We start from the raw sequence: 19,837 nt of genomic DNA, 5'->3' as shown, positions 1-19,837 counted from the left end.
TTTAGGATCCCAGCATCCCGACGCGATGGTAGTTCACTCGGCCCGGGCGAGCACGCGCTTGGCTACACCGTCAAGCTCGACCAGGGTCTCCAGCAATCCGGCCATCTTGCCGAGCGGCCAGGCGTTGGGGCCGTCGCTGAGCGCCTTGTCCGGCTCCGGATGGGTTTCCATGAAGATGCCGGCGATGCCGACCGCGACCGCGGCGCGCGAAAGCACCGGTACGAACTCGCGCTGGCCGCCGGACTTGCCGCCGGCGCCGCCGGGCAGCTGGACCGAATGGGTCGCGTCGAAGACCACCGGACAACCGGTCTCGCGCATGACGCTGAGCGAGCGCATGTCCGACACCAGGTTGTTGTAGCCGAAGCTCGCGCCGCGCTCGCAGACCATGATCTGCGGATTGCCGGTGGACTTGGCCTTGTCGGCGACGTGCTTCATCTCCCACGGCGAGAGGAACTGGCCCTTCTTGACGTTGACCGGCCGGCCGACGCTGCAGGCACGCAGGATGAAGTCGGTCTGCCGGCACAGGAACGCCGGCGTCTGCAGGACATCGACGACATCGGCGACCTCCTCCATCGGCGTGTACTCGTGCACGTCGGTCAGCACCGGCACGCCGATCTGCCGCTTGACCTCGGCGAGGATGCGCAGGCCTTCCTCGATACCCGGGCCGCGATGGCCGCTGATCGAGGTGCGATTGGCCTTGTCGAAGCTCGACTTGTAGATGAACGGGACGCCGAGGCGCCCGGTGATCTCCTTGAGCTGGCCGGCGGTGTCGAGCGCGAGCTGCTCGGACTCGATCACGCAGGGGCCGGCGATCAGGAACAGCGGCTGGTCGAGGCCGACCTCGAAGTCGCAGAGCCTCACGCCAGGCTCTCCGAGCCGGTGTCGGCGAAGCGTTCGGCCGTGCGCACGGCACGGTACTCGCGCGCCGCGCGGATGAAGCCGATGAACAGCGGGTGGCCGTCGCGCGGCGTCGAGGTGAATTCCGGATGCGCCTGGCAGCCGATGAACCACGGGTGGTCGGCCAGCTCGATCATCTCGACCAGCAGGTCGTCCATCGACTTGCCGGACACGACCAGCCCCAGGTCCTCGAAGGCCTGGCGGTAGCGGTTGTTGAATTCGTAGCGGTGGCGATGACGTTCGCGCACGACGTCCTTGCCGTAGAGCTCGCGCGCCAGCGTGCCGGCCTTGAGCCGGCATTCCTGCGCGCCCAGCCGCATCGTGCCGCCGAGATCGGAGGACTCGTCGCGCTTCTCGACCTCGCCGGAGCTGGTGGTCCACTCGGTGATCAGCGCGATCACCGGATCGCGGCAGCTCTGGTCGTTCTCGCTGGAGTTGGCCGCCTCGAGCCCGCCGATGTTGCGCGCGAAGTCGACCACCGCGGCGTGCATGCCGTAGCAGATGCCGAAATACGGCACGCGGTTCTCGCGAGCGAAGCGTGCGGCCGCGATCTTGCCTTCGAAGCCGCGCTTGCCGAAGCCGCCCGGCACCAGCACCGCGTCGACGCCGCCGAGCACCTCCTCGCTGCGGCGCTCGACGTCCTCGGACTCGACCCAGCGCAGGTTGACGCGGGTGCGCTGCTTGATGCCGCCGTGGCGCAAGGCCTCGCCGAGCGACTTGTAGGCGTCCTTGTGCTCGACGTACTTGCCGACGATCGCGATCGTGACCTCATCGCGCGGGTGCTCGATCGCCTCGACGGTGCGCTCCCATTCGGAAAGATCCGCCGGCCGCGCCTTGAAGTTGAGCCGGTCCAGGACGATGTCGTCCAGGCCCTGCTGGTGCAGCCACAGCGGCAGGCGATAGATGATGTCGACGTCGATCGCGCTGATGACCGCCTTCTCGGGCACGTTCGTGAACAACGCGATCTTGCGCCGGTCCGACTGCGGCAGCGGCTGCTCGCAGCGGCACAGCAGGACGTCGGGCTGGATGCCGATCGAGCGCAGCTCCTTGACCGAGTGCTGCGTGGGCTTGGTCTTGATCTCGCCGGCGGCCTTGATGAACGGCACCAGGGTCAGGTGCATGAACATCGACATTTCCTGGCCGTGCTCGGTGCGGATCTGGCGGATCGCCTCCAGGAACGGCAGCGACTCGATGTCGCCGACCGTGCCGCCGATCTCGACCAGGGCGACGTCGTAGCCGCTGGTGGCCTCGTAGATGCGGTGCTTGATCTCGTCGGTGATGTGCGGGATCACCTGCACGGTGGCGCCCAGGTAGTCGCCGCGGCGCTCCTTGGCGATCACGCTCTCGTAGATCTTGCCGGTGGTGATCGAGTTCTTGCCGGTCAGCCGGGTGTGGATGAAGCGCTCGTAGTGGCCCAGATCCAGATCGGTTTCGGCACCGTCGTCGGTGACGTACACCTCGCCGTGCTGGAACGGGCTCATCGTGCCCGGATCGACGTTGATGTAGGGATCGAGCTTCATCATCGTCACGCGCAGCCCGCGCGCCTCGAGGATGGCAGCCAGTGACGCGGCCGCGATGCCCTTGCCAAGCGAGGACACCACGCCTCCGGTCACGAAGATCAGGGGAGTCATGAAAAGCTATCCGCAGGAAAACCCTATTCTACCGGCTGGGCGCCGGCCCCGCGAGGGTTGACGGCGCCGGCAATTGTCTTTCCACAGCATCCCGGGCCCGTGGCACGGCGACGCACGCGGCGCCTGTACCTGCCGGTTCATTTAACGGCACATGAACAACGGCACCGGCGGCCTTTGCTAACGTCGGTCCCGGTCGCGCCGCAAGGGTGGCCTCTCCACACCACCCTGCCGAGCCCCGCCCGATGCGAAAGCACCCCGCGCGACTGCGCTTTTTCCCTGTAGGCCTGCTGACGCTGGTCCTGATGCCGGCGGCCGCTGCGCAGGGATCCACCGTGGACTGGGCGAGCGGTCCCAGCCTGGAAGCGCTGCTGGGGATCGAACCGCCTGCCGTCCTGCAGGCCTCCCTGGTCGCCGTACCTGCCGAAACGGCATCGGCGGGCCTGACGGCCGACGAGAAGCCCGGGCACCTGCTGATCGCACTGGCCAAGCAGCTGCGCGACATCCGCTACCGGCGCGGCGGCTCGAATCCCAAGACCGGCTTCGACTGCAGCGGCTTCGTCCGCTACGTGTTCCAGCATGCCCTGGGCGTCAGCCTGCCGGCCGGCTCCGCCGCGCAGTTCCGGGTCGGCGACACGATCGACCGCCGCGACATGCAGCCCGGCGACCTGGTGTTCTTCCGCATTGCCGGCAAGCGCATCTCGCACGTCGGGATCTACGTCGCCGAGGGCCGTTTCATCCATGCGCCCTCGGCCGGCAAGGTCGTACGCGTGGACAGCCTCGAACAGACGTACTGGGCGCGACGGTTCGCCGGCGCCCGGCGGCCCGAGGCGATCGCCCGCACCTGAGCCGGCCTGGGCTAGACGTCGATCGGCGCCTGCGGCGCCCGAACGGCATCGTCCCCGAGCCGCCAGAAGATCGCGGCCGACAACGCGCTGAGCAGCCCGATACAGACGAACGTCGCCTGGAAGCCCGCCAGCACCGACACCTCACCGCCCGCCACGGACAATCCGGAGAAGAACGCCAGCAGTCCGCTGGCGATCGCGACGCCGAGGCTCATCGACAGCATCATCACCATCGACAAGGCGCTGTTGCCGCTGCTGGCCAGGGTTCCCTTGAGATCACGCAGCGCCACCGTGTTCATGGCGGTGAACTGCAACGAGTTGACCGCCCCGAAAGCGGCGAACTGCACCACCAGCAGCCACACCGGATGCCCGGGCCCGATCAGGCCGAAGCTCGCCATCGCCAGGCCGACCAGGAAGGTATTGACCACCAATACGTTGCGGTAGCCGTAGCGGCCGATCAGCCACACCGCCGGGCGCTTGATGAACATGCTGGCCGCCGCGACCGGAATCATCATCAACCCCGCCTGCAGTGCCGAGTAGCCGAGCGCGACCTGCAGCAGCAGCGGGATCAGGAACGGCATGCCGCTGCTGCCGAGCCGCGAGACCAGGTTGCCCGATACCCCGACGCGAAACAGGCGAACGTCGAGCAGTGCCGGCGGGAACAGCGGCTGGGTGGACCGGCGGGCATGGCGGGCGTAGGCGAGGATCGCCAGCACGCCGACCCCGAACAGGCCGCACAGCACGCCGTAGCCGCCCCGCCGCAGCGGCAGGCCGTCCAGCGCCAGCAGCACCGCGACCATGCCCGTCGCCAGCAGGACGTAGCCGCCCAGGTCGAAGCGGCGCCCCGGCTCGCCGCGCAGGTCCGGCATCACCCGCACGGCCCAGACCAGCCCGACGAGGCCCATCGGCAGGTTGATCAGGAAGATCCAATGCCACGAGGCGGCCTCCACCAGCCAGCCGCCGAGCGTGGGCCCGATCATCGGGCCGGCCAGTCCGGGCATCGTCACCAGGCTCATCGCGCGCAGGAAGCCGGCGCCGGGAAACGTCCTCAGTACCGCCAGCCGGCCGACCGGCAGCAGCATCGCCCCGCCGATGCCCTGGACGATGCGTGCGCCGACGATCTGGGCGAGGCTCTGCGACAAGGCGCAGCCGAGCGAGCCGAGCGTGAACAGGACGATCGCGGCCAGGAACACCGCGCGGGTGCCGAACCGGTCGGCCAGCCAGCCCGACGCCGGGATCAGGATCGCGACAGTCAGCGAATAGGCGATCACGACCGCCTGCATGCGCAGCGGCGACTCCCCCAATCCGCGCGCCATGGCCGGCAGGGCGGTATTGACGATCGTGGTGTCGAGCATCTGCATGAACACCGCGATGGCGACCAGCCAGAGCAGCGAATCACGCGGCGGCGATGGGTTCATCGCGCCATGATGATCGATTCGTCCGGCGCCGTCTTGACCCCGCCGCCCGCTATGCCCATCCTGCCCGGCTTCGCCGTAGCCCCGACCGTTCATGAGCAGCCGCTACAACGCCGCCGACATCGAAGTCCTCTCCGGGCTGGACCCGGTCAAGCGCCGCCCGGGCATGTATACCGACACGGCCCGGCCGAACCACCTGGCGCAGGAGGTCATCGACAACTCGGTCGACGAGGCGCTGGCCGGCCACGCCCGCACGATCGAGGTCGTGGTGCACGCCGACGGCTCCGTGACGGTCGGTGACGACGGCCGCGGCATGCCGGTGGACATCCATCCGGAGGAAGGCATTCCCGGCGTCGAACTGATCCTGACGCGGCTGCATGCCGGCGGCAAGTTCTCCAATCGCAACTACCAGTTCTCCGGCGGCCTCCACGGCGTGGGCGTCTCGGTCGTCAACGCGCTGTCGCAGCGCGTCGAGGTCACGATCCGGCGCGAAGGCCAGGTCTACCGCATGGACTTCAAGGACGGCGACCGGGCCAGCGAGCTGGCCGTGGTCGGCTCCGTCGCCAAGAAGCAGACCGGTACCACGGTGCGCTTCTGGCCGGACCCCAAGTACTTCGACTCGCCGAAGATCTCGCTGTCCCGGCTCAAGCACGTGCTGCGCGCCAAGGCGGTGCTCTGCGCCGGCCTGACCGTGCGTCTTTCCGACGAGGCCAGCGGTGAAAAGGAGGAATGGTTCTACGAGGACGGCCTGCGCGACTACCTGCGCTCGATGGTCGGCGACGCCGAGCGGCTGCCGGAGGAGCTCTACGTCGGCGCGCAGCAGCGCGAGAAGAGCGCGGTCGACTTCGCCCTCGCCTGGCTGCCCGAGGGCGAGCTGACGCAGGAAAGCTACGTCAACCTGATCCCGACCGCGCAGGGCGGCACCCACGTCAACGGACTGCGCACCGGCCTGACCAATGCGCTGCGCGAGTTCTGCGATTTCCGCAACCTGCTGCCGCGCGGCGTCAAGCTCGCGCCCGAGGATGTCTGGGACCGGCTGAGCTTCGTGCTGTCGCTGCGCATGCAGGAGCCGCAGTTCTCCGGCCAGACCAAGGAGCGCCTGTCCTCGCGCGATGCCGCCGGCCTGGTCGAGAACGCGGCCCATGACGGCTTCTCGCTGTACCTCAACCAGCACGTGGCGATCGGCGAGAAGATCGCGCAGCTGGCGATCGAGCGCGCCGCGCTCCGGCTCAAGGCCGAGAAGCAGATCGTCCGCAAGAAGGTGACCCAGGGACCGGCCCTGCCCGGCAAGCTCGCCGATTGCGCGTCGAGCGACCTGTCGCGCACCGAGTTGTTCCTCGTCGAAGGCGATTCGGCCGGTGGCTCGGCGCGCCAGGCGCGCGACAAGGATTTCCAGGCGATCCTGCCGCTGCGCGGCAAGATCCTCAACACCTGGGAAGTGGAGTCGACCAGCGTGCTGGCCTCGCAGGAAGTGCACGACCTGGCGGTGGCGATCGGCTGCGATCCGGGCAAGGACGACCTGGCCGGCCTGCGCTACGGCAAGGTCTGCATCCTGGCCGACGCCGACTCGGACGGCCTGCACATCGCCACCTTGCTCTCCGCGCTGTTCCTGCGCCACTTCCCGGCGCTGGTGCGCCGCGGCCACGTCTTCGTCGCGATGCCGCCGCTGTTTCGCGTGGACGTGGGCAAGCAGATGTTCTACTGCCTCGACGAGAGCGAGCGCGACGCGATGCTCGAGAAGATCGAGCGCGAGAAGATCCGCGGCACGGTCAGCGTGACCCGCTTCAAGGGCCTGGGCGAGATGAATCCCTCGCAATTGCGCGAATCGACGATCAATCCCGACACGCGCCGCCTGGTCCAGTTGACCGTCGGTGACGGCGAGGACGGCACGCGGCCGCTGATGGACATGCTGCTCAGCAAGAAGCGCGCGTCCGATCGCAAGGCCTGGCTCGAGGAAAAGGGCGACCTCGCCTCGCTCGAGGTCTGACAGCCGCCGCGGCGCATCGCGCGGCCTTGCGCTGCCGGCGGATTCCGTCGCCCGCGATGTCGCCGCTGGCGCCGGATGCTTCCGGCGCCGGTCCCGCTGCGTGGGGCGTAAACTGGACCGATGAAGCCGATCGGCCACCCGTCACCGGCCCCGTCCGACCGGCGACGCGCCCCCGGGCATTCGCGCCCGCGCGGTAGCGCATCGCTCGCATCGGCGCCCACCCTGCCCGGCCAACCCGACCTGGACGATCTCCTGGCCAGAATCCGGGCCTGCCGCGTCTGCGCATCCTCGCTCCCGCTCGGTCCGCGGCCGGTCGTGCAAGCCGGCCCCACGGCACGCCTGCTGATCGTCGGCCAGGCACCCAGCGCGCGCGTCCATGCCAGCGGCGTACCCTGGGACGATGCCAGCGGCCGCCGGCTTCGCGACTGGCTCGCGCTCGACGCTGCGCGCTTCTACGATCCCGGAGCGGTCGCCATCGTACCGATGGGTTACTGCTACCCGGGCCGGGGCGGTGGCGGCGACCTGCCGCCGCGGCGCGAATGCGCCGAGCTCTGGCTGCCGGCCCTGCTGGCGCGGCTGCCGGCGGTGGAGTTGACCTTGCTGATCGGCGGGTACGCCCAGCGGCATTTCCTCGGCACGGCGCGCAAGGCCGGGTTGACGGAAACCGTGGCCGCCTTCGCCGAATACGCGCCGGGCTATCTGCCGTTGCCGCATCCCTCGCCGCGCAATACCGCCTGGCTGCAGCGCAACCGCTGGTTCGAAGACCGCCTGCTGCCGCACGTGCGTCGCCGCGTACAGGCCACGCTGGGCGCGCCCTCCGGCGTGGCGCCGTGAACGCCCCCGGGAAAGCGCCGCGGCGAAGCATCGTGATCCGTCGCGCCTACGACGAACCCGGCGCGGACGATGGCTACCGGGTGCTGGTCGACCGGTTCTGGCCGCGCGGACGCAGCAAGGCGGCGCTCCGGCTCGACCAATGGGCACGCGAGCTTGCGCCGAGCGCCGGACTGATCCGCTGGTTCGGCCACATCCAGACGCGCTGGCCGGCGTTTCGCGAGCGCTACCGCAACGAACTCGATACGCCGGCATCGCGCGACCGCCTGCGCGCCCTGCTCGATGCCGCGGGCGACGCGCGGATCACCCTGGTCTACGGCGCCCGCAACGAAACCGAGAACCAGGCGGTGGTCCTGTGCGAGGTCCTGCTCGAAATGCGCTGACGGGCCGGCCGCCCGGTGCCGCGGGCCGCCGCTGATCGGCCGGCGAATCCGGCGAAGCAGGGCGCGATCAGCCGCGGCGGACGGTATCGAGGATCTGCCCCACGTCCAGGGTCTGGGCCTTGGCCTGCATCTGCGGCAGGTAGCGCGATTGCAGCCCGCGCGCCTCGCCGAGCATGCCCTCGAACGCCTCGCGCAGCATCTGTCCCGACAGCACGCGGTTGCCGGCGTAGTAGCGCTTGGCGACGTGCCCGAGCGCGTAGGTGCTGGCGAAACTCATGCCGGAGCTGACGGCCTGCTTGCCGATGCCGCCCAGGAGCCGTCCGCCGATCGCGCCGAGCAGGCCGCCGATCAATTTGCGGCCCGCCTGCTCCAGGTACTGCGAGGTCAGGCCGACACCGGCCGTCGCCAGGAAATCCTTGATGTGCCCGCGATCCAATTCGAAGCCGTAGGACTTGCCGACGCGGTAGACCAGCCGCATCTGCAGCGGCAGGATCGCCATGGTGGCGAGCGACTCGGGCAGCAGCTCGAGCGCGCCGTTGAGGATCGACGCATCGAGGATGGTCTTGTCCAGTTCGGCATCGCTCAGCGTAGAGGCCAGGTCGGCCGTCGCAGGCGGCTGCACCGGCACCGCCGCGATCGCCTCGGCCCGCCCGACGTAGTCGCGGCTCGGGCCCGCGCCGAGCCCCAGCGCCGAGCGCAATTCTTCGAGAAACCGGCGCTCGCCGTCCGACTGCACGCCGTCGGCGTCACACACGCAGACCGCCATCTCGAACGCCAGCTGCCGGGCGCCTTCGGAGGTGAGCGCACCCGCGGCGGACTGCAACGAAACACGCCGGAGCAGCACGTCCTGGTACAGCGCCGGCAGGTCGGATGCGCCTTCCTGCGCCAGCGTGTCGGCGATGCGCTTGATCTGCTCGCGCTCCTGCGGGCTCTTCTCGCCGTCGGCGAACGCCGCCATCAGGCTGAGGGTCAGGATCGACTTCTGCTCGGTCTCGTTCACGCGTGCTCCTCGAAGCGCCCGTCGAGACGGGCGCGAAAAAAAGGGTCTTCCCCGAAAACGAACCGCGGCGGACGAGCCGCCGCGAACATCGCCGCCCGACCACCCGCCGGGACCCGGGCCGGCCGCTTTCGCGGCCGGTTCCGCGCCGCTGCCTCAGACCACCGCCGGCAGCTTCTCGGCCGCCTCGGTCTCCACCGAGAGCTTGCCGTCGACGACCGACAAGCGCACCTTGCCGCCCTCTGCCAGCTTGCCGAACAGGAGTTCGTCGGCCAGCGGGCGCTTGACGTGCTCCTGGATCACGCGGGCCATCGGCCGCGCACCCATCTGCGGGTCGAAGCCGTGCTCGGCCAGCCAGCGGCGCGCGTCGGCATCGACGTACAGCGACACCTGCTTGTCCTGCAGCTGGGCCTCCAGCTCGATCAGGAACTTGTCGACCACGCGCAGGATGTGCTCGAAGTCGAGCGAGGTGAACTGCACGACCGCGTCGAGCCGGTTGCGGAACTCCGGGGTGAAGGTCTTGCGGATCACCTCCATCGCATCGGTGGCATGGTTCTGCTCGACGAAGCCGATCGTGCGGCGCGCCGCCGTCTGCGCCCCCGCATTGGTCGTCATGACCAAGATCACGTTCTTGAAGTTCGCCTCGCGGCCGTTGGTGTCGGTCAGCGTGCCACGATCCATGATCTGCAACAGGATGTTGTAGACGTCCGGGTGCGCCTTCTCGATCTCGTCGAGCAGCAGCACGCAGTGCGGGTGCTTGACCACCTGCTCGGTCAGCAGGCCGCCCTGGTCGAAGCCGACATAGCCCGGGGGGGCGCCGATCAGCCGCGACACCGAGTGCGCCTCCATGTACTCGGACATGTCGAAACGGATCAGCTCGACACCGAGCTGCATCGCCAGCTGGCGCGTCACCTCGGTCTTGCCGACACCGGTCGGCCCGGCCAGCAGGAAGTTTCCGATCGGCTTGTCGGGATTGCCCAGCCCCGAGCGCGCCATCTTGATCGCGCTGGCGAGCGCGTCGATCGCCGCATCCTGGCCGAAGACGACCATCTTGAGGTTGCGGTCGAGATTGCGCAGCACGTCGCGATCGGAGGCGGACACCTGCTTGGGCGGGATCCGCGCCATCCGGGCGACGATGAACTCGATCTCCGGCACGTCCACGGTGCCGCTGCGCTCGCCGGCGGGCAGCAGCCGCTGGCGCGCGCCGGCCTCGTCGATGACGTCGATCGCCTTGTCGGGCAGCAGCCGGTCGGCGATGTGGCGGACCGACAGGTCCACCGCCGCCTTGAGCGCCTCGACCGTGTACTGGACGTTGTGGTGTTCCTCGAACCGCGACTTCAGGCCCTTCAGGATCTCGACGCTGTCGGCCACGGTCGGCTCGACGACGTCGATCTTCTGGAAGCGGCGCGCCAGCGCGCGGTCCTTCTCGAAGACGCTGCGGAACTCCTGGTAGGTGGTCGAGCCGATGCAGCGCATCTCGCCCGACGCCAGCATCGGCTTGATCAGGTTGGACGCATCCATCGTGCCTCCGGAGGCCGAGCCGGCGCCGATGATCGTGTGGATCTCGTCGATGAACAGGATCGCCTTGGGCTCCTTCTTGAGCTGGGCGATCACCGCCTTGAGACGCTTCTCGAAGTCGCCGCGATACTTGGTGCCGGCGACCAGCGCGCCCAGGTCCAGGGCGTAGATCGTGCAGTCCTTGAGCACCTCGGGCACCTCGCCCTCGACGATGCGCTTGGCCAGCCCTTCGGCCAGTGCGGTCTTGCCGACGCCGGCCTCGCCGACATAGAGCGGGTTGTTCTTGCGGCGCCGGCACAGGACCTGGATCGTGCGCTCGATCTCCTCGCTGCGCCCGATCAGCGGATCGATCCGCCCTTCGCCGGCCAGCTCGTTGAGGTTGTTGGCGAACTCGCTCAGCGGATTGCCGCGCGGCTCTTCCCCACCCTCGCCTTCACGGGCGGGCTGTTCGGGGCTGCCCGGCTGCTGGCCGGACTCGTTGCCGATCTTGGCGATGCCGTGCGCGATGTAGTTGACGATGTCGAGGCGGTTGACGTCCTGCTGGCCGAGGAAATAGACGGCGTGGGAGTCCTTCTCGCCGTAGATGGCGACCAGGACATTGGCGCCGGTGACTTCCTTGCGACCCGAGGATTGGGCGTGGTAGACCGCCCGCTGCAGCACCCGCTGGAAGCCGAGCGTCGGCTGCGTGTCGCGCTCGTCGCCGGCCGGCAGCACCGGTACGGTCTCGGTGATGATCGAGCGCAGGTCGCGTGCCAGCTTGGCCATGTCCGCGCCGCAGGCGCGCAGCGCCGCGATGGCGGACGGGTTGTCCAGCAGGGCGAGCAGGAGGTGCTCGACCGTCATGAACTCGTGACGCTGCTCGCGGGCCTCCTTGTAGCACTGGCCGATGGTGAGCTCGAGGTCTTTGCTGAACATATGCGGTGTCTCCACTTTCAACAGCCCCCGAAATGGGGCCTGTCAGGCTTTTTCCATAGTGCAGAGCAACGGATGCTGGTGGGTCCTGGAAAATTCGTTGACCTGGGTCACCTTGGTCTCGGCCACTTCGCGGGTGAACACGCCGCAGATGCCCCGGCCGCGCGTATGCACGTGGAGCATCACCTGGGTCGCCCGCTCCCGGTTCATGCCGAAGAAGCTCTCCAGTACGACGACGACGAACTCCATCGGCGTGTAGTCGTCATTCAACAGCAACACCTGGTACAGCGGCGGGCGCGCGACCTCCGGCCGCGTTTCCTCGACCGCCAATCCGCGGTCGTGCTCGTGTTCGGTATGGGGATCCTGGGGTGGGGTCATGGGCCTGGGGACGATCGACTGGAAATCAGTATAGCGCCCAGATCGGGGGTGACGGACGCGGTTCAAGTACACTGCGCGCCATGAATATCGACGCGACCGGAAACCTCGCATCGGCCGACGACATCGACGTCTGGCGCCCCCACGTGACGGTCGCCACGGTGGTCCAGCGCGCCGGGCGTTTCCTGCTGGTCGAGGAAGACATCCGCGGCGAAATCGTGCTCAACCAGCCGGCCGGTCATCTCGATCCGGATGAATCGCTGCTGGACGCGGCGATCCGCGAGACCTTGGAGGAAACCGGCTGGGACGTCGCCCTGACGGCGTTCCTCGGCGTTCAGCAATGGACCCGCGGCGGCAACGACCGCCAGTTCGTCCGCTTCGTCTTCGCCGCCGAACCGCTGCGCCACCATGCCGACCGGGCGCTGGACACGGGCATCGTGCAGACCCTGTGGCTGAGCCGCGAGGAGATCGCCGCCGCCGGCGACCGTCTGCGCAGCCCGATGGTCCTGGCCAGCGTCGAGGATTGGCTCGCCGGCCCACGCCTGCCGCTGGATGCGATCCGCTATCTCACGGCCGCGGCCGGCTGACGCGATGGCTACGGGGCCGGTGATCGTCGGCGTGTCCGGCGGCGTCGATTCGTCGGTCGCCGCCGCCCTGCTGCAATCGGCCGGCCATGCGGTGGCCGGCCTGTTCATGAAGAACTGGGAGGAGGACGACCGGGACGGGCCGTGCCGTGCCGAGGCCGACCGCAAGGACGCCGTTGCGCTCTGCGCCCGGCTGGGCATCCCGTTCCATGCACGCAACTTCGCGTCCGAGTACTGGGACCAGGTCTTCGCGCACTTCCTGGCCGAGTACGGTGCCGGCCGGACGCCCAACCCGGACGTGCTCTGCAACCGCGAGATCAAGTTCAAGACCTTCCTGGACCATGCCCGGGCGCTCGGCGCCGAGCGAATCGCCACCGGCCACTACGCCCGCATCGGCCACGCCAACGGACGCTGGCAGCTGCTGCGGGGACGCGATGCCGACAAGGACCAGAGCTACTTCCTGCATGCGCTGGGCCAGGAGCAGCTGGCGGCGACGCTGTTCCCGGTCGGCGAGCTGACCAAGCCGCAGGTGCGGCAGATCGCCCGCGACCTCGGATTGGCCACCCACGACAAGAAGGACTCGACCGGCATCTGCTTCATCGGCGAACGCGACTTCCGCGCCTTCCTCGCGCGCTACCTGCCGGCGCAGCCCGGCCCGATCCACACGCCGGACGGACGGCTGATCGGCGAGCATGCCGGCGCGATGTACTACACGCTCGGCCAGCGCGGCGGGCTGGGCATCGGCGGCCAGCGCGGCGCCGGCGGGGAGCCGTGGTACGTGGTCGGCAAGGACGTGGCTGCCAATATCGTCTATGCCGTCCAGGGCAACGCCAACGCCTGGCTGCTGTCGCACCGGCTGGCCGCGGGCGAGGTCCATTGGATCGCCGGATCGCCTCCCGCGGGACGCTTCGACTGCGCCGCGAAAACCCGCTACCGGCAACCGGATCAGGCCTGCCACGTCGAGCTGACCGGCGATGGCTGCATCGTGCGGTTCGACCAGCCGCAGCGTGCGGTCACGCCGGGCCAGTCGGTCGTCTTCTACGACGGCGAGGCCTGTCTCGGCGGCGCCGTCATCGAGCGCAGCGACGCGCCGCTCGAACAATGGAACGAGGTACCTTCCCATGCGTGAATCACGGGTCATCGCCCTCGCCGGCGTGTTCCAGGCCTGCGCCCTGGTGCGCGAGATGGCGATGGAGGGCCGCTGCGACACGCAGGCCGCCCAGGCCAGCATCGCCAGCATCTTCCGGATCGACGCGGACAGCCCCGAGGCCGTCTTCGGCGGCCTTTCCCGGTTGCGCCCGGGGCTGGAAACCCTGATCGCCCAGATCGAGTCCAGCGACCGCGACCCGCAACTGACCCAGTTGGTGGTCGCCACCCTGCGCCTGGAACGCAAGCTCTCGCGCAGGCCGGCGATGCTCGAGGCGCTGCGACGTGCGATCGAATCGGCACAGCGGCAGGTGGACCATTTCGGGATCGACAACCCGTCGATCCATTCCCGGCTCGCCGCGATCTACGTGGACACCCTGTCCACGCTGCGGCCCCGCATCGTCGTGCACGGCAATCCGGTGCAGCTGACGCAGGAGTCCAAGGTCGAACAGATCCGCGCCCTGCTGCTCGCGGCGATCCGCGCCGCCGTGCTGTGGCGCCAGGTCGGCGGCAACCAGTGGCGGCTGCTGTTCCGGCGCCGCGAGTACGCGATGCTGGCTCGCGGCCTGTTGGCGCGGGCGACGCTCGACGCCGGCTGACCCGGCCTCACGCGCCGGAGCGGGCGAAGGCCGCCGGATCCTGCAGGAAGGCGGCGAACGCCGCCTGCGGTGCCCGGTCCTCGAACAGCCGCTGCCTGCGTTCGGCGATGCGCCCGGACAGGTCGCGCCGCAGTTCGCCGTCCCGGCACAGGGCGACGGCCTTGTCGACGTAGTCCGCCTCGTCCGTGGCGACGAGGTCGTCGACGCCGATCAGGTCCAGCATGCCGGCGGTCTGCCGGCCCCGCGCCATGGCGCTCCGGAACGCCAGCACCGGCGTGGCGACACCGAGCGCGTCGAGGCTGGTTCCGCCGCCCGAGAATCCCGGCGTGTCCAGGACCAGCGGCGTCGCCGCGACGCCGGCCAGGTAGTCGGCATAGCCCTGCGCCGGCAGGTCGACCAGATGCCGTCCCGCGTCGAGGCCGTGCCGCGCGAACACGGCGTCGACGCGCGCCCGGAACAACCGCGTCAGCGCCGGCTCGCGCGTGAAGAAGCCGATGCGCGCGCCGGTCCGCTCGGCGATCCGGGCCAGCACCGCGTCGAAACCCGGCACCAGCTTGATGTGGTACTGCAGGCACAGCAGCAGCGGTCCCTCGCACGCGCCGCCGGGCAGCCAATCCGCATTGCCCGGCGCCGACGGCGGACGCGGACGCGCGCCGAGTCCCGGCAGGCGTACCAGGCGTTCCCGATAGTGCGCGTCGGCGTCCGGCGGCTCGATCGCTGCGCCGCTCAGGAAATAGTCGATGGTCGGCAGGCCGCTGGTGACCGGATGGCCGCCGAGCACGCACTGCACGGGCGCCAGGCGCAAGGCCGCCAGCACCTGGCTGCGTGGGTCCAGGCCGAGCTCCGGGTAGACCAGCACGTCGAGGCGCGCCGCGCGGATCGCCGCGGCCGTGTCGAGCGGATCGCCGTGCACGTACGTGAACGCATGCACGCGGCCGGCCAGTGCGTCGGTTTCGGCATCGCGAATGCCGGCGTGCCAGATCGTGACCTCGAATCGCTCCGGGTCGAGATCCGCCAGCAGGTCGTTGAAGTAGCGCGAGACGGTGTGCCGCATGAAATGGCTGCCGACCACGCCGACGCGTACCCGGCCGCCCTGCGGGCCGGCGGCCCAGTCGCAGGGTTCCGCCAACGAGGGCGCGGCCGCCCGCATCACGTCGGCGACGAGGTCGCCGAAGGCGCGCTGCAGGCCGGTATTGTCGCGGGGCTGGTAGTGCAGGTGGAACGGCGCGAAGCCGGCCGCTGCCTGGTAGGCCTCGCGGATGCGGGAGGGGCCGTCCAGCCGCAGCCGCTCGCGCAGCCCGGCCAGGCCCTGTGCGAAGGCGAGGCGGGCCGCGTCGACCTCGGCCTCGTCGCGATAGATCGCCGGCAGCGCCAGCGCACGCATCCAGCGCAGGCGCTCGGCGGTGCCCGGCGGGGGCTTGACGCGGGCGAGCAGCACGCGCGCCTCGTCGATGGCGCCGGACTCCTGCAGCGTCAACGCGAGCTCGAATCGCGCGGTTTCGTCGGTGGGGTCCAGCTCGCAGGCCCGGCGCAGCGAAGCGATGGCCGCCTCGCGATCCTGGTGGAGCCGCTCGGCGATGCCCTGGATGCGCCACCAGTGCCCTTGTTCCGGCTCCAGCACCACGGCCTTGCGCGCCAGTGTCACCGCCTCGCCGTGGCGCCCGAGGTCTCCCATCAGCAAGGCGAGGTTGGCCTGGCTCTGGGCCCGGTCCGGCGCCAGCTCGCAGGCCCGCGCGAGCAGCGGCTGGGCCTCGTCCAGGCGTCCCTGGCCCCGCAGCAGATTGCCGAGATTGGTCGCCGCATCGGCATTGCCGGGCTGCCACTGCAGGCACTGGCGCAACGCCTGTTCCGCAGTGGACACCTCGCCGGTCGCCTCGAGCGCCAGACCGAGGTTGTAGGCCGCCTCGGCGTACCGGTCCCGGGCCGCCAGGGCGCCGCCGAAGGCCTGTGCCGACTCGGCATGGCGCCCCAGGCGTCGCAGTGCGACGCCCAGGTTGTTGTGCGCCTCGGCGAAGGCCGGCCGCAGCGTCACGCACTGGCGAAGGTGCTTGACCGCCAGCGGCAGGTTGCCGGCCTGCAGCGTGACGATGCCCAGCAGGTGCCAGGCATCGGCGTTGCCGGGGTCCAGCTTGACCGCGCGCTGGTAGTGGCTCTGCGCCAGGCCCAGCTGGCCGGCGCGGTGCAGCGCCGTGCCCTTGCCGAGCTGCTCGATGGCCAGGCGCCGATCAGCCGGGTTGGCGCCGGTCATCGGGCCCGCTCCGGCCGGCGCCACATCTCCGAAGACGCATCCTTCACGCCGCAACCGTGTCGGCCACGTCCTTGAAGTCCTCGATCTGGTCGAAGTTCATGTAGCGATAGATCGTGTCGCCATTGGCGTTGATGACACCGATATCGGCCATGTACTCCTCGCGCGTCGGGATGCGTCCCAGGCGCGAGCAGATCGCCGCCAGTTCCGCCGAGCCGAGATAGACATTGGTGTTGCGGCCGAGCCGGTTCGGGAAGTTGCGCGTGCTGGTCGAGAACACGGTCGCGCCTTCCCGCACCTGCGCCTGGTTGCCCATGCACAGCGAGCAGCCCGGCATCTCCATGCGCGCGCCGGCGGTCCCGAAGGTGCCGTAGTGGCCCTCCTTGGTGAGCTCGGCGGCATCCATCTTCGTCGGCGGTGCGACCCACAGCTTGGCCGGAATGTCGCGCTTTCCCTCGAGCAGCTTGGAGGCCGCGCGAAAATGCCCGATGTTGGTCATGCACGAGCCGATGAAGACCTCGTCGATGGCGGCACCGGAGACCTCGGACAAGGTCTTGACGTCGTCCGGATCGTTCGGGCAGGCGACGATCGGCTCGTGGATGTCGGCCAGGTCGATCTCGATGACCGCCGCGTACTCGGCGTCGGCATCCGGCTCGAGCAGCCGCGGATCGGCCAGCCATGCCTCCATCGCCTTGATGCGGCGCGCGATCGAGCGCGGATCCTGGTAGCCGTTGGCGATCATCCACTTCAGCAGCGTGATGTTGCTGGTGATGTACTCGATGATCGGCGCCTTGCCCAGGTGCACCGTGCAGCCGGCCGCCGAGCGCTCGGCCGAGGCGTCGGACAGCTCGAATGCCTGCTCGACCTTGAGGTCCGGCAGGCCCTCGATCTCCAGGATGCGGCCGGAGAAGATGTTCTTCTTGCCCTGCTTGGCGACGGTCAGCAGGCCCTGCTTGATCGCGTACAGCGGAATCGCGTTGACCAGGTCGCGCAGCGTCACGCCCGGCTGCAGCGTGCCCTTGAAGCGGACCAGCACCGATTCGGGCATGTCCAGCGGCATGACGCCGGTGGCCGCAGCGAAGGCGACCAGGCCGGAACCGGCCGGGAACGAGATGCCGATCGGGAAACGGGTATGGGAATCGCCGCCGGTGCCGACGGTGTCGGGCAGCAGCATCCGGTTGAGCCAGGAATGGATCACGCCGTCGCCGGGCCGCAGCGAGATGCCGCCGCGGTTGCTGATGAAGGCCGGCAGCTCGTGATGGGTCTTGACGTCCACCGGCTTCGGGTAGGCCGCGGTATGGCAGAACGACTGCATCACCAGGTCCGCCGAGAAGCCCAGGCAAGCCAGGTCCTTGAGCTCGTCGCGGGTCATCGGGCCGGTCGTGTCCTGCGAACCGACACTGGTCATCTTCGGCTCGCAGTAGGTGCCCGGGCGCACGCCCTCGCCTTCCGGCAGGCCGCAGGCGCGTCCCACCATCTTCTGCGCCAGCGTGTAGCCGCGGCCGCTGTCGGCGGGGTTCTGCGGCAGGCGGAACAGCGCCGAGGGCGGCAGGCCCAGCGCCTCGCGCGCCTTGGTCGTGAGGCCGCGGCCGATGATCAGCGGGATGCGGCCGCCGGCGCGCACCTCGTCGAACAGCACGTCCGACTTGACCTGGAAGGTGGCGATCACCTCGCCGTTCTTCAGTGCCTTGCCTTCGTACGGGCGCAGCTCGACGACGTCGCCCATGTGCATCTGCGAGACGTCCAGCTCGATCGGCAAGGCACCGGCGTCCTCCATCGTGTTGTAGAAGATCGGCGCGATCTTGCTGCCGAGGCACACACCCCCGAAGCGCTTGTTCGGAATGAACGGGATGTCCTCGCCGGTGAACCAGAGCACCGAGTTGGTGGCCGACTTGCGGCTGGAGCCGGTGCCGACCACGTCGCCGACATAGGCGACCAGGTGTCCCTTCTCCTTCAGCGATTCGATGAACTTCACCGGGCCGCGCTTGCCGTCTTCCTCCGGCTCGATGCCCTCGCGCCGGTTCTTGAGCATCGCCAGCGCGTGCAGCGGGATGTCCGGGCGCGTGGTCGCGTCCGGCGCCGGCGACAGGTCGTCGGTGTTGGTCTCGCCGCTCACCTTGAAGACGGTGACGGTGAGGGTTTCGGGAACCGCCGGCCGGCTCGTGAACCACTCGGCCGCGGCCCAGCTCTCCAGGACCGAGCGCGCGTTGGCATTGCCGGCATCGGCCTTTTCCTTGACGTCGTGGAAGGCGTCGAACATCAGCAACGTCTTCTTCAGCGCGTCACTGGCGATGCCGCCGACCTGCGCGTCGTCGAGCAGCTCGACCAGCGGATGGATGTTGTAGCCGCCGAGCATCGTGCCGAGCAGTTCGGTCGCCCGCTCGCGCGGGATCAGCGCGCAGCGCTCGCTGCCGAACGCCAGGGCCGCCAGATAGGACGCCTTGACCTTGGCCGCGTCGTCGACGCCGGCCGGCACGCGGTAGGTGATGAGGTCGACCAGGAAGGCTTCTTCGCCGGCTGGAGGCGCCTTGAGCAACTCGATCACATCGGCGGTCTGGCGGGCGGAAAGCGGCAGCGGCGGGATGCCGAGGGCAGCGCGCTCGGCAACGTGTTGGCGATAGGCGTCCAGCATGGTGACTCCGGATGGGGCGATGGGAAAAAGGGGAAAAGACGCGGGCTCAGGCCGACGGCACGATCAGCTTGAGCCCCTTGAAGTAGTCGCGGTAGAAGGCCTGGTCGCGCGTGATCAGGCCGTTGCACTGGAGCAGCGCGTGGGCGCCGATCAGGAAATCGGGAACGGCCCGGTTGCGAACGCCGCCGCGCTGGCGGTAGCGCCGCTGCATCTCGCCCGCGCGCAGGGCCGACTTGGCCTCCAGCGGGTGATAGCGGATGCTCATGTCCTCCAGCACCGCCAGTGCCTCGGCGCCGTCGCGCAGCGCGCCGCAGACCTCGGCCAGCACGATGTCGCAGACCACTACTGGGCCGGCACTCAGGCACTGGCGCAGGCAGGCCTCGGCGGCGTCGGCCTGGGGGCCGTCGGCGAGCAGGTCGACCAGCACCGAGGAATCGATGGCGATCATCGAACCGTCATCAAGGATCGACAGGATCGACAGGATCGCCGGGTGCGCGGCCGCGGATCGTGCGCATCGCCTCGTCGGTGGAGGCGAAGCCGTCGAGCTTGAAGCGGCCGCGCGCGCGCGAGATCGCATCGTCCACGCTCTTGCGCAGGATGATGCGGCTGCCGTCGAGCTCGACCTTGAGCGTGGTGCCCTTGGTCAGGCCGAGCGCATCGCGCACTGCCTTGGGCAGGGTGATCTGGCCGCGCTCGGCGACTGTCGCCTCCATCGTCCCGCTCCTCGAAGTATGCATCGATGATACGTACTTTATAATTCATACTCAAGCCCGCATACTGCCCGGCATGCCCCATTGTGCATGCCGGATTCATCCCGTCCCCATGCGGCAAGGCGGATAATCC

At 69.3% G+C, this 19,837-nt stretch carries 17 protein-coding genes; 7 read left to right on the top strand and 10 right to left on the bottom strand.

All coding sequences use genetic code 11. The features are described 5' to 3' along the window. Positions 1–33: 33 nt before the first annotated feature. On the bottom strand, positions 34–861 hold the full coding sequence (gene kdsA / locus I596_RS07660) for a 3-deoxy-8-phosphooctulonate synthase (protein WP_067646051.1): 828 nt from the start codon (positions 859–861) through the stop codon (positions 34–36). Next, positions 858–2,528 (bottom strand): CTP synthase, encoded by a 1,671-nt coding sequence (gene pyrG / locus I596_RS07655; RefSeq protein ID WP_067646049.1) that lies wholly within the window; start codon positions 2,526–2,528, stop codon positions 858–860. The genes kdsA and pyrG overlap by 4 nt, the downstream gene beginning before the upstream one ends. Before the next feature lie 242 nt (positions 2,529–2,770). Here pyrG and I596_RS07650 point away from each other — a divergent pair, with 242 nt between their 5' ends. Further along, positions 2,771–3,373: a C40 family peptidase gene (locus I596_RS07650; protein ID WP_083965445.1), complete on the top strand. Its 603-nt coding sequence runs from the start codon at positions 2,771–2,773 to the stop codon at positions 3,371–3,373. Between the two features lie 11 nt (positions 3,374–3,384). Here the strand turns inward: I596_RS07650 and mdtD are convergent, their stop codons facing one another. Further along, complete coding sequence (gene mdtD / locus I596_RS07645; protein WP_067646045.1) at positions 3,385–4,788, bottom strand: multidrug transporter subunit MdtD; 1,404 nt, start codon at positions 4,786–4,788, stop codon at positions 3,385–3,387. A gap of 91 nt (positions 4,789–4,879) precedes the next feature. Between mdtD and parE the strand changes: the two genes are divergently transcribed. From parE to I596_RS07630, 3 genes are all read left to right on the top strand, one after another. Further along, a complete protein-coding gene (gene parE / locus I596_RS07640; protein WP_067646043.1) occupies positions 4,880–6,772 on the top strand; it encodes a DNA topoisomerase IV subunit B in 1,893 nt (630 codons plus the stop codon). 315 nt (positions 6,773–7,087) lie between these two features. Continuing rightward, positions 7,088–7,606: a uracil-DNA glycosylase family protein gene (locus I596_RS07635; RefSeq protein ID WP_335340377.1), complete on the top strand. Its 519-nt coding sequence runs from the start codon at positions 7,088–7,090 to the stop codon at positions 7,604–7,606. 32 nt (positions 7,607–7,638) lie between these two features. Beyond that, entirely contained in the window at positions 7,639–7,986 is a 348-nt protein-coding gene (locus I596_RS07630; protein WP_223303935.1) for a DUF488 domain-containing protein, read from the top strand. A 67-nt stretch (positions 7,987–8,053) separates the two neighbouring features. On the opposite strand, the gene I596_RS07625 is transcribed toward I596_RS07630, so the two are convergent. The 3 genes from I596_RS07625 to clpS all read right to left on the bottom strand — a co-directional run bounded on the left by I596_RS07625 (position 8,054) and on the right by clpS (position 11,791). After that, positions 8,054–8,986, bottom strand: a complete 933-nt coding sequence (locus I596_RS07625; RefSeq protein WP_067646038.1) for a YcjF family protein — start codon at positions 8,984–8,986, stop codon at positions 8,054–8,056. A 153-nt stretch (positions 8,987–9,139) separates the two neighbouring features. Beyond that, on the bottom strand, positions 9,140–11,416 hold the full coding sequence (gene clpA / locus I596_RS07620; RefSeq protein WP_067646036.1) for an ATP-dependent Clp protease ATP-binding subunit ClpA: 2,277 nt from the start codon (positions 11,414–11,416) through the stop codon (positions 9,140–9,142). 42 nt (positions 11,417–11,458) lie between these two features. Further along, entirely contained in the window at positions 11,459–11,791 is a 333-nt protein-coding gene (clpS, locus tag I596_RS07615; protein ID WP_067646034.1) for an ATP-dependent Clp protease adapter ClpS, read from the bottom strand. 80 nt (positions 11,792–11,871) lie between these two features. Here clpS and I596_RS07610 point away from each other — a divergent pair, with 80 nt between their 5' ends. From I596_RS07610 to hflD, 3 genes are read left to right on the top strand one after another with little or no spacing between them, the layout of a single operon-like run. Next, complete coding sequence (locus I596_RS07610; RefSeq protein WP_067646032.1) at positions 11,872–12,375, top strand: NUDIX hydrolase; 504 nt, start codon at positions 11,872–11,874, stop codon at positions 12,373–12,375. 4 nt (positions 12,376–12,379) lie between these two features. Further along, positions 12,380–13,501, top strand: a complete 1,122-nt coding sequence (gene mnmA / locus I596_RS07605) for a tRNA 2-thiouridine(34) synthase MnmA (RefSeq protein ID WP_067646030.1) — start codon at positions 12,380–12,382, stop codon at positions 13,499–13,501. Further along, complete coding sequence (gene hflD, locus I596_RS07600; RefSeq protein WP_067646028.1) at positions 13,494–14,117, top strand: high frequency lysogenization protein HflD; 624 nt, start codon at positions 13,494–13,496, stop codon at positions 14,115–14,117. Before mnmA ends, hflD begins: the two co-directional genes overlap by 8 nt. Before the next feature lie 7 nt (positions 14,118–14,124). Here hflD and I596_RS07595 read toward each other — a convergent pair whose 3' ends face one another. The 4 genes from I596_RS07595 to I596_RS07580 are packed head-to-tail and all read right to left on the bottom strand — an operon-like array spanning position 14,125 to position 19,707. Further along, entirely contained in the window at positions 14,125–16,365 is a 2,241-nt protein-coding gene (locus I596_RS07595; protein ID WP_067646026.1) for a tetratricopeptide repeat protein, read from the bottom strand. 43 nt (positions 16,366–16,408) lie between these two features. After that, positions 16,409–18,994, bottom strand: coding sequence for a bifunctional aconitate hydratase 2/2-methylisocitrate dehydratase (acnB, locus tag I596_RS07590; protein WP_067646023.1), 2,586 nt, complete (start codon positions 18,992–18,994; stop codon positions 16,409–16,411). 46 nt (positions 18,995–19,040) lie between these two features. Next, the gene (locus tag I596_RS07585) at positions 19,041–19,442 is read right to left on the bottom strand and encodes a type II toxin-antitoxin system VapC family toxin (protein WP_067646021.1); all 402 of its coding nucleotides are present in this window, start codon (positions 19,440–19,442) and stop codon (positions 19,041–19,043) included. Between the two features lie 10 nt (positions 19,443–19,452). Then, the gene (locus I596_RS07580) at positions 19,453–19,707 is read right to left on the bottom strand and encodes an AbrB/MazE/SpoVT family DNA-binding domain-containing protein (RefSeq protein WP_067646019.1); all 255 of its coding nucleotides are present in this window, start codon (positions 19,705–19,707) and stop codon (positions 19,453–19,455) included. Positions 19,708–19,837 lie beyond the last annotated feature (130 nt).

Source organism: Dokdonella koreensis DS-123, from assembly GCF_001632775.1.
In the GTDB taxonomy this organism is placed as follows: Bacteria; Pseudomonadota; Gammaproteobacteria; order Xanthomonadales; family Rhodanobacteraceae; genus Dokdonella; species Dokdonella koreensis.
This window is presented reverse-complemented; position numbering and strand designations above follow the sequence as displayed.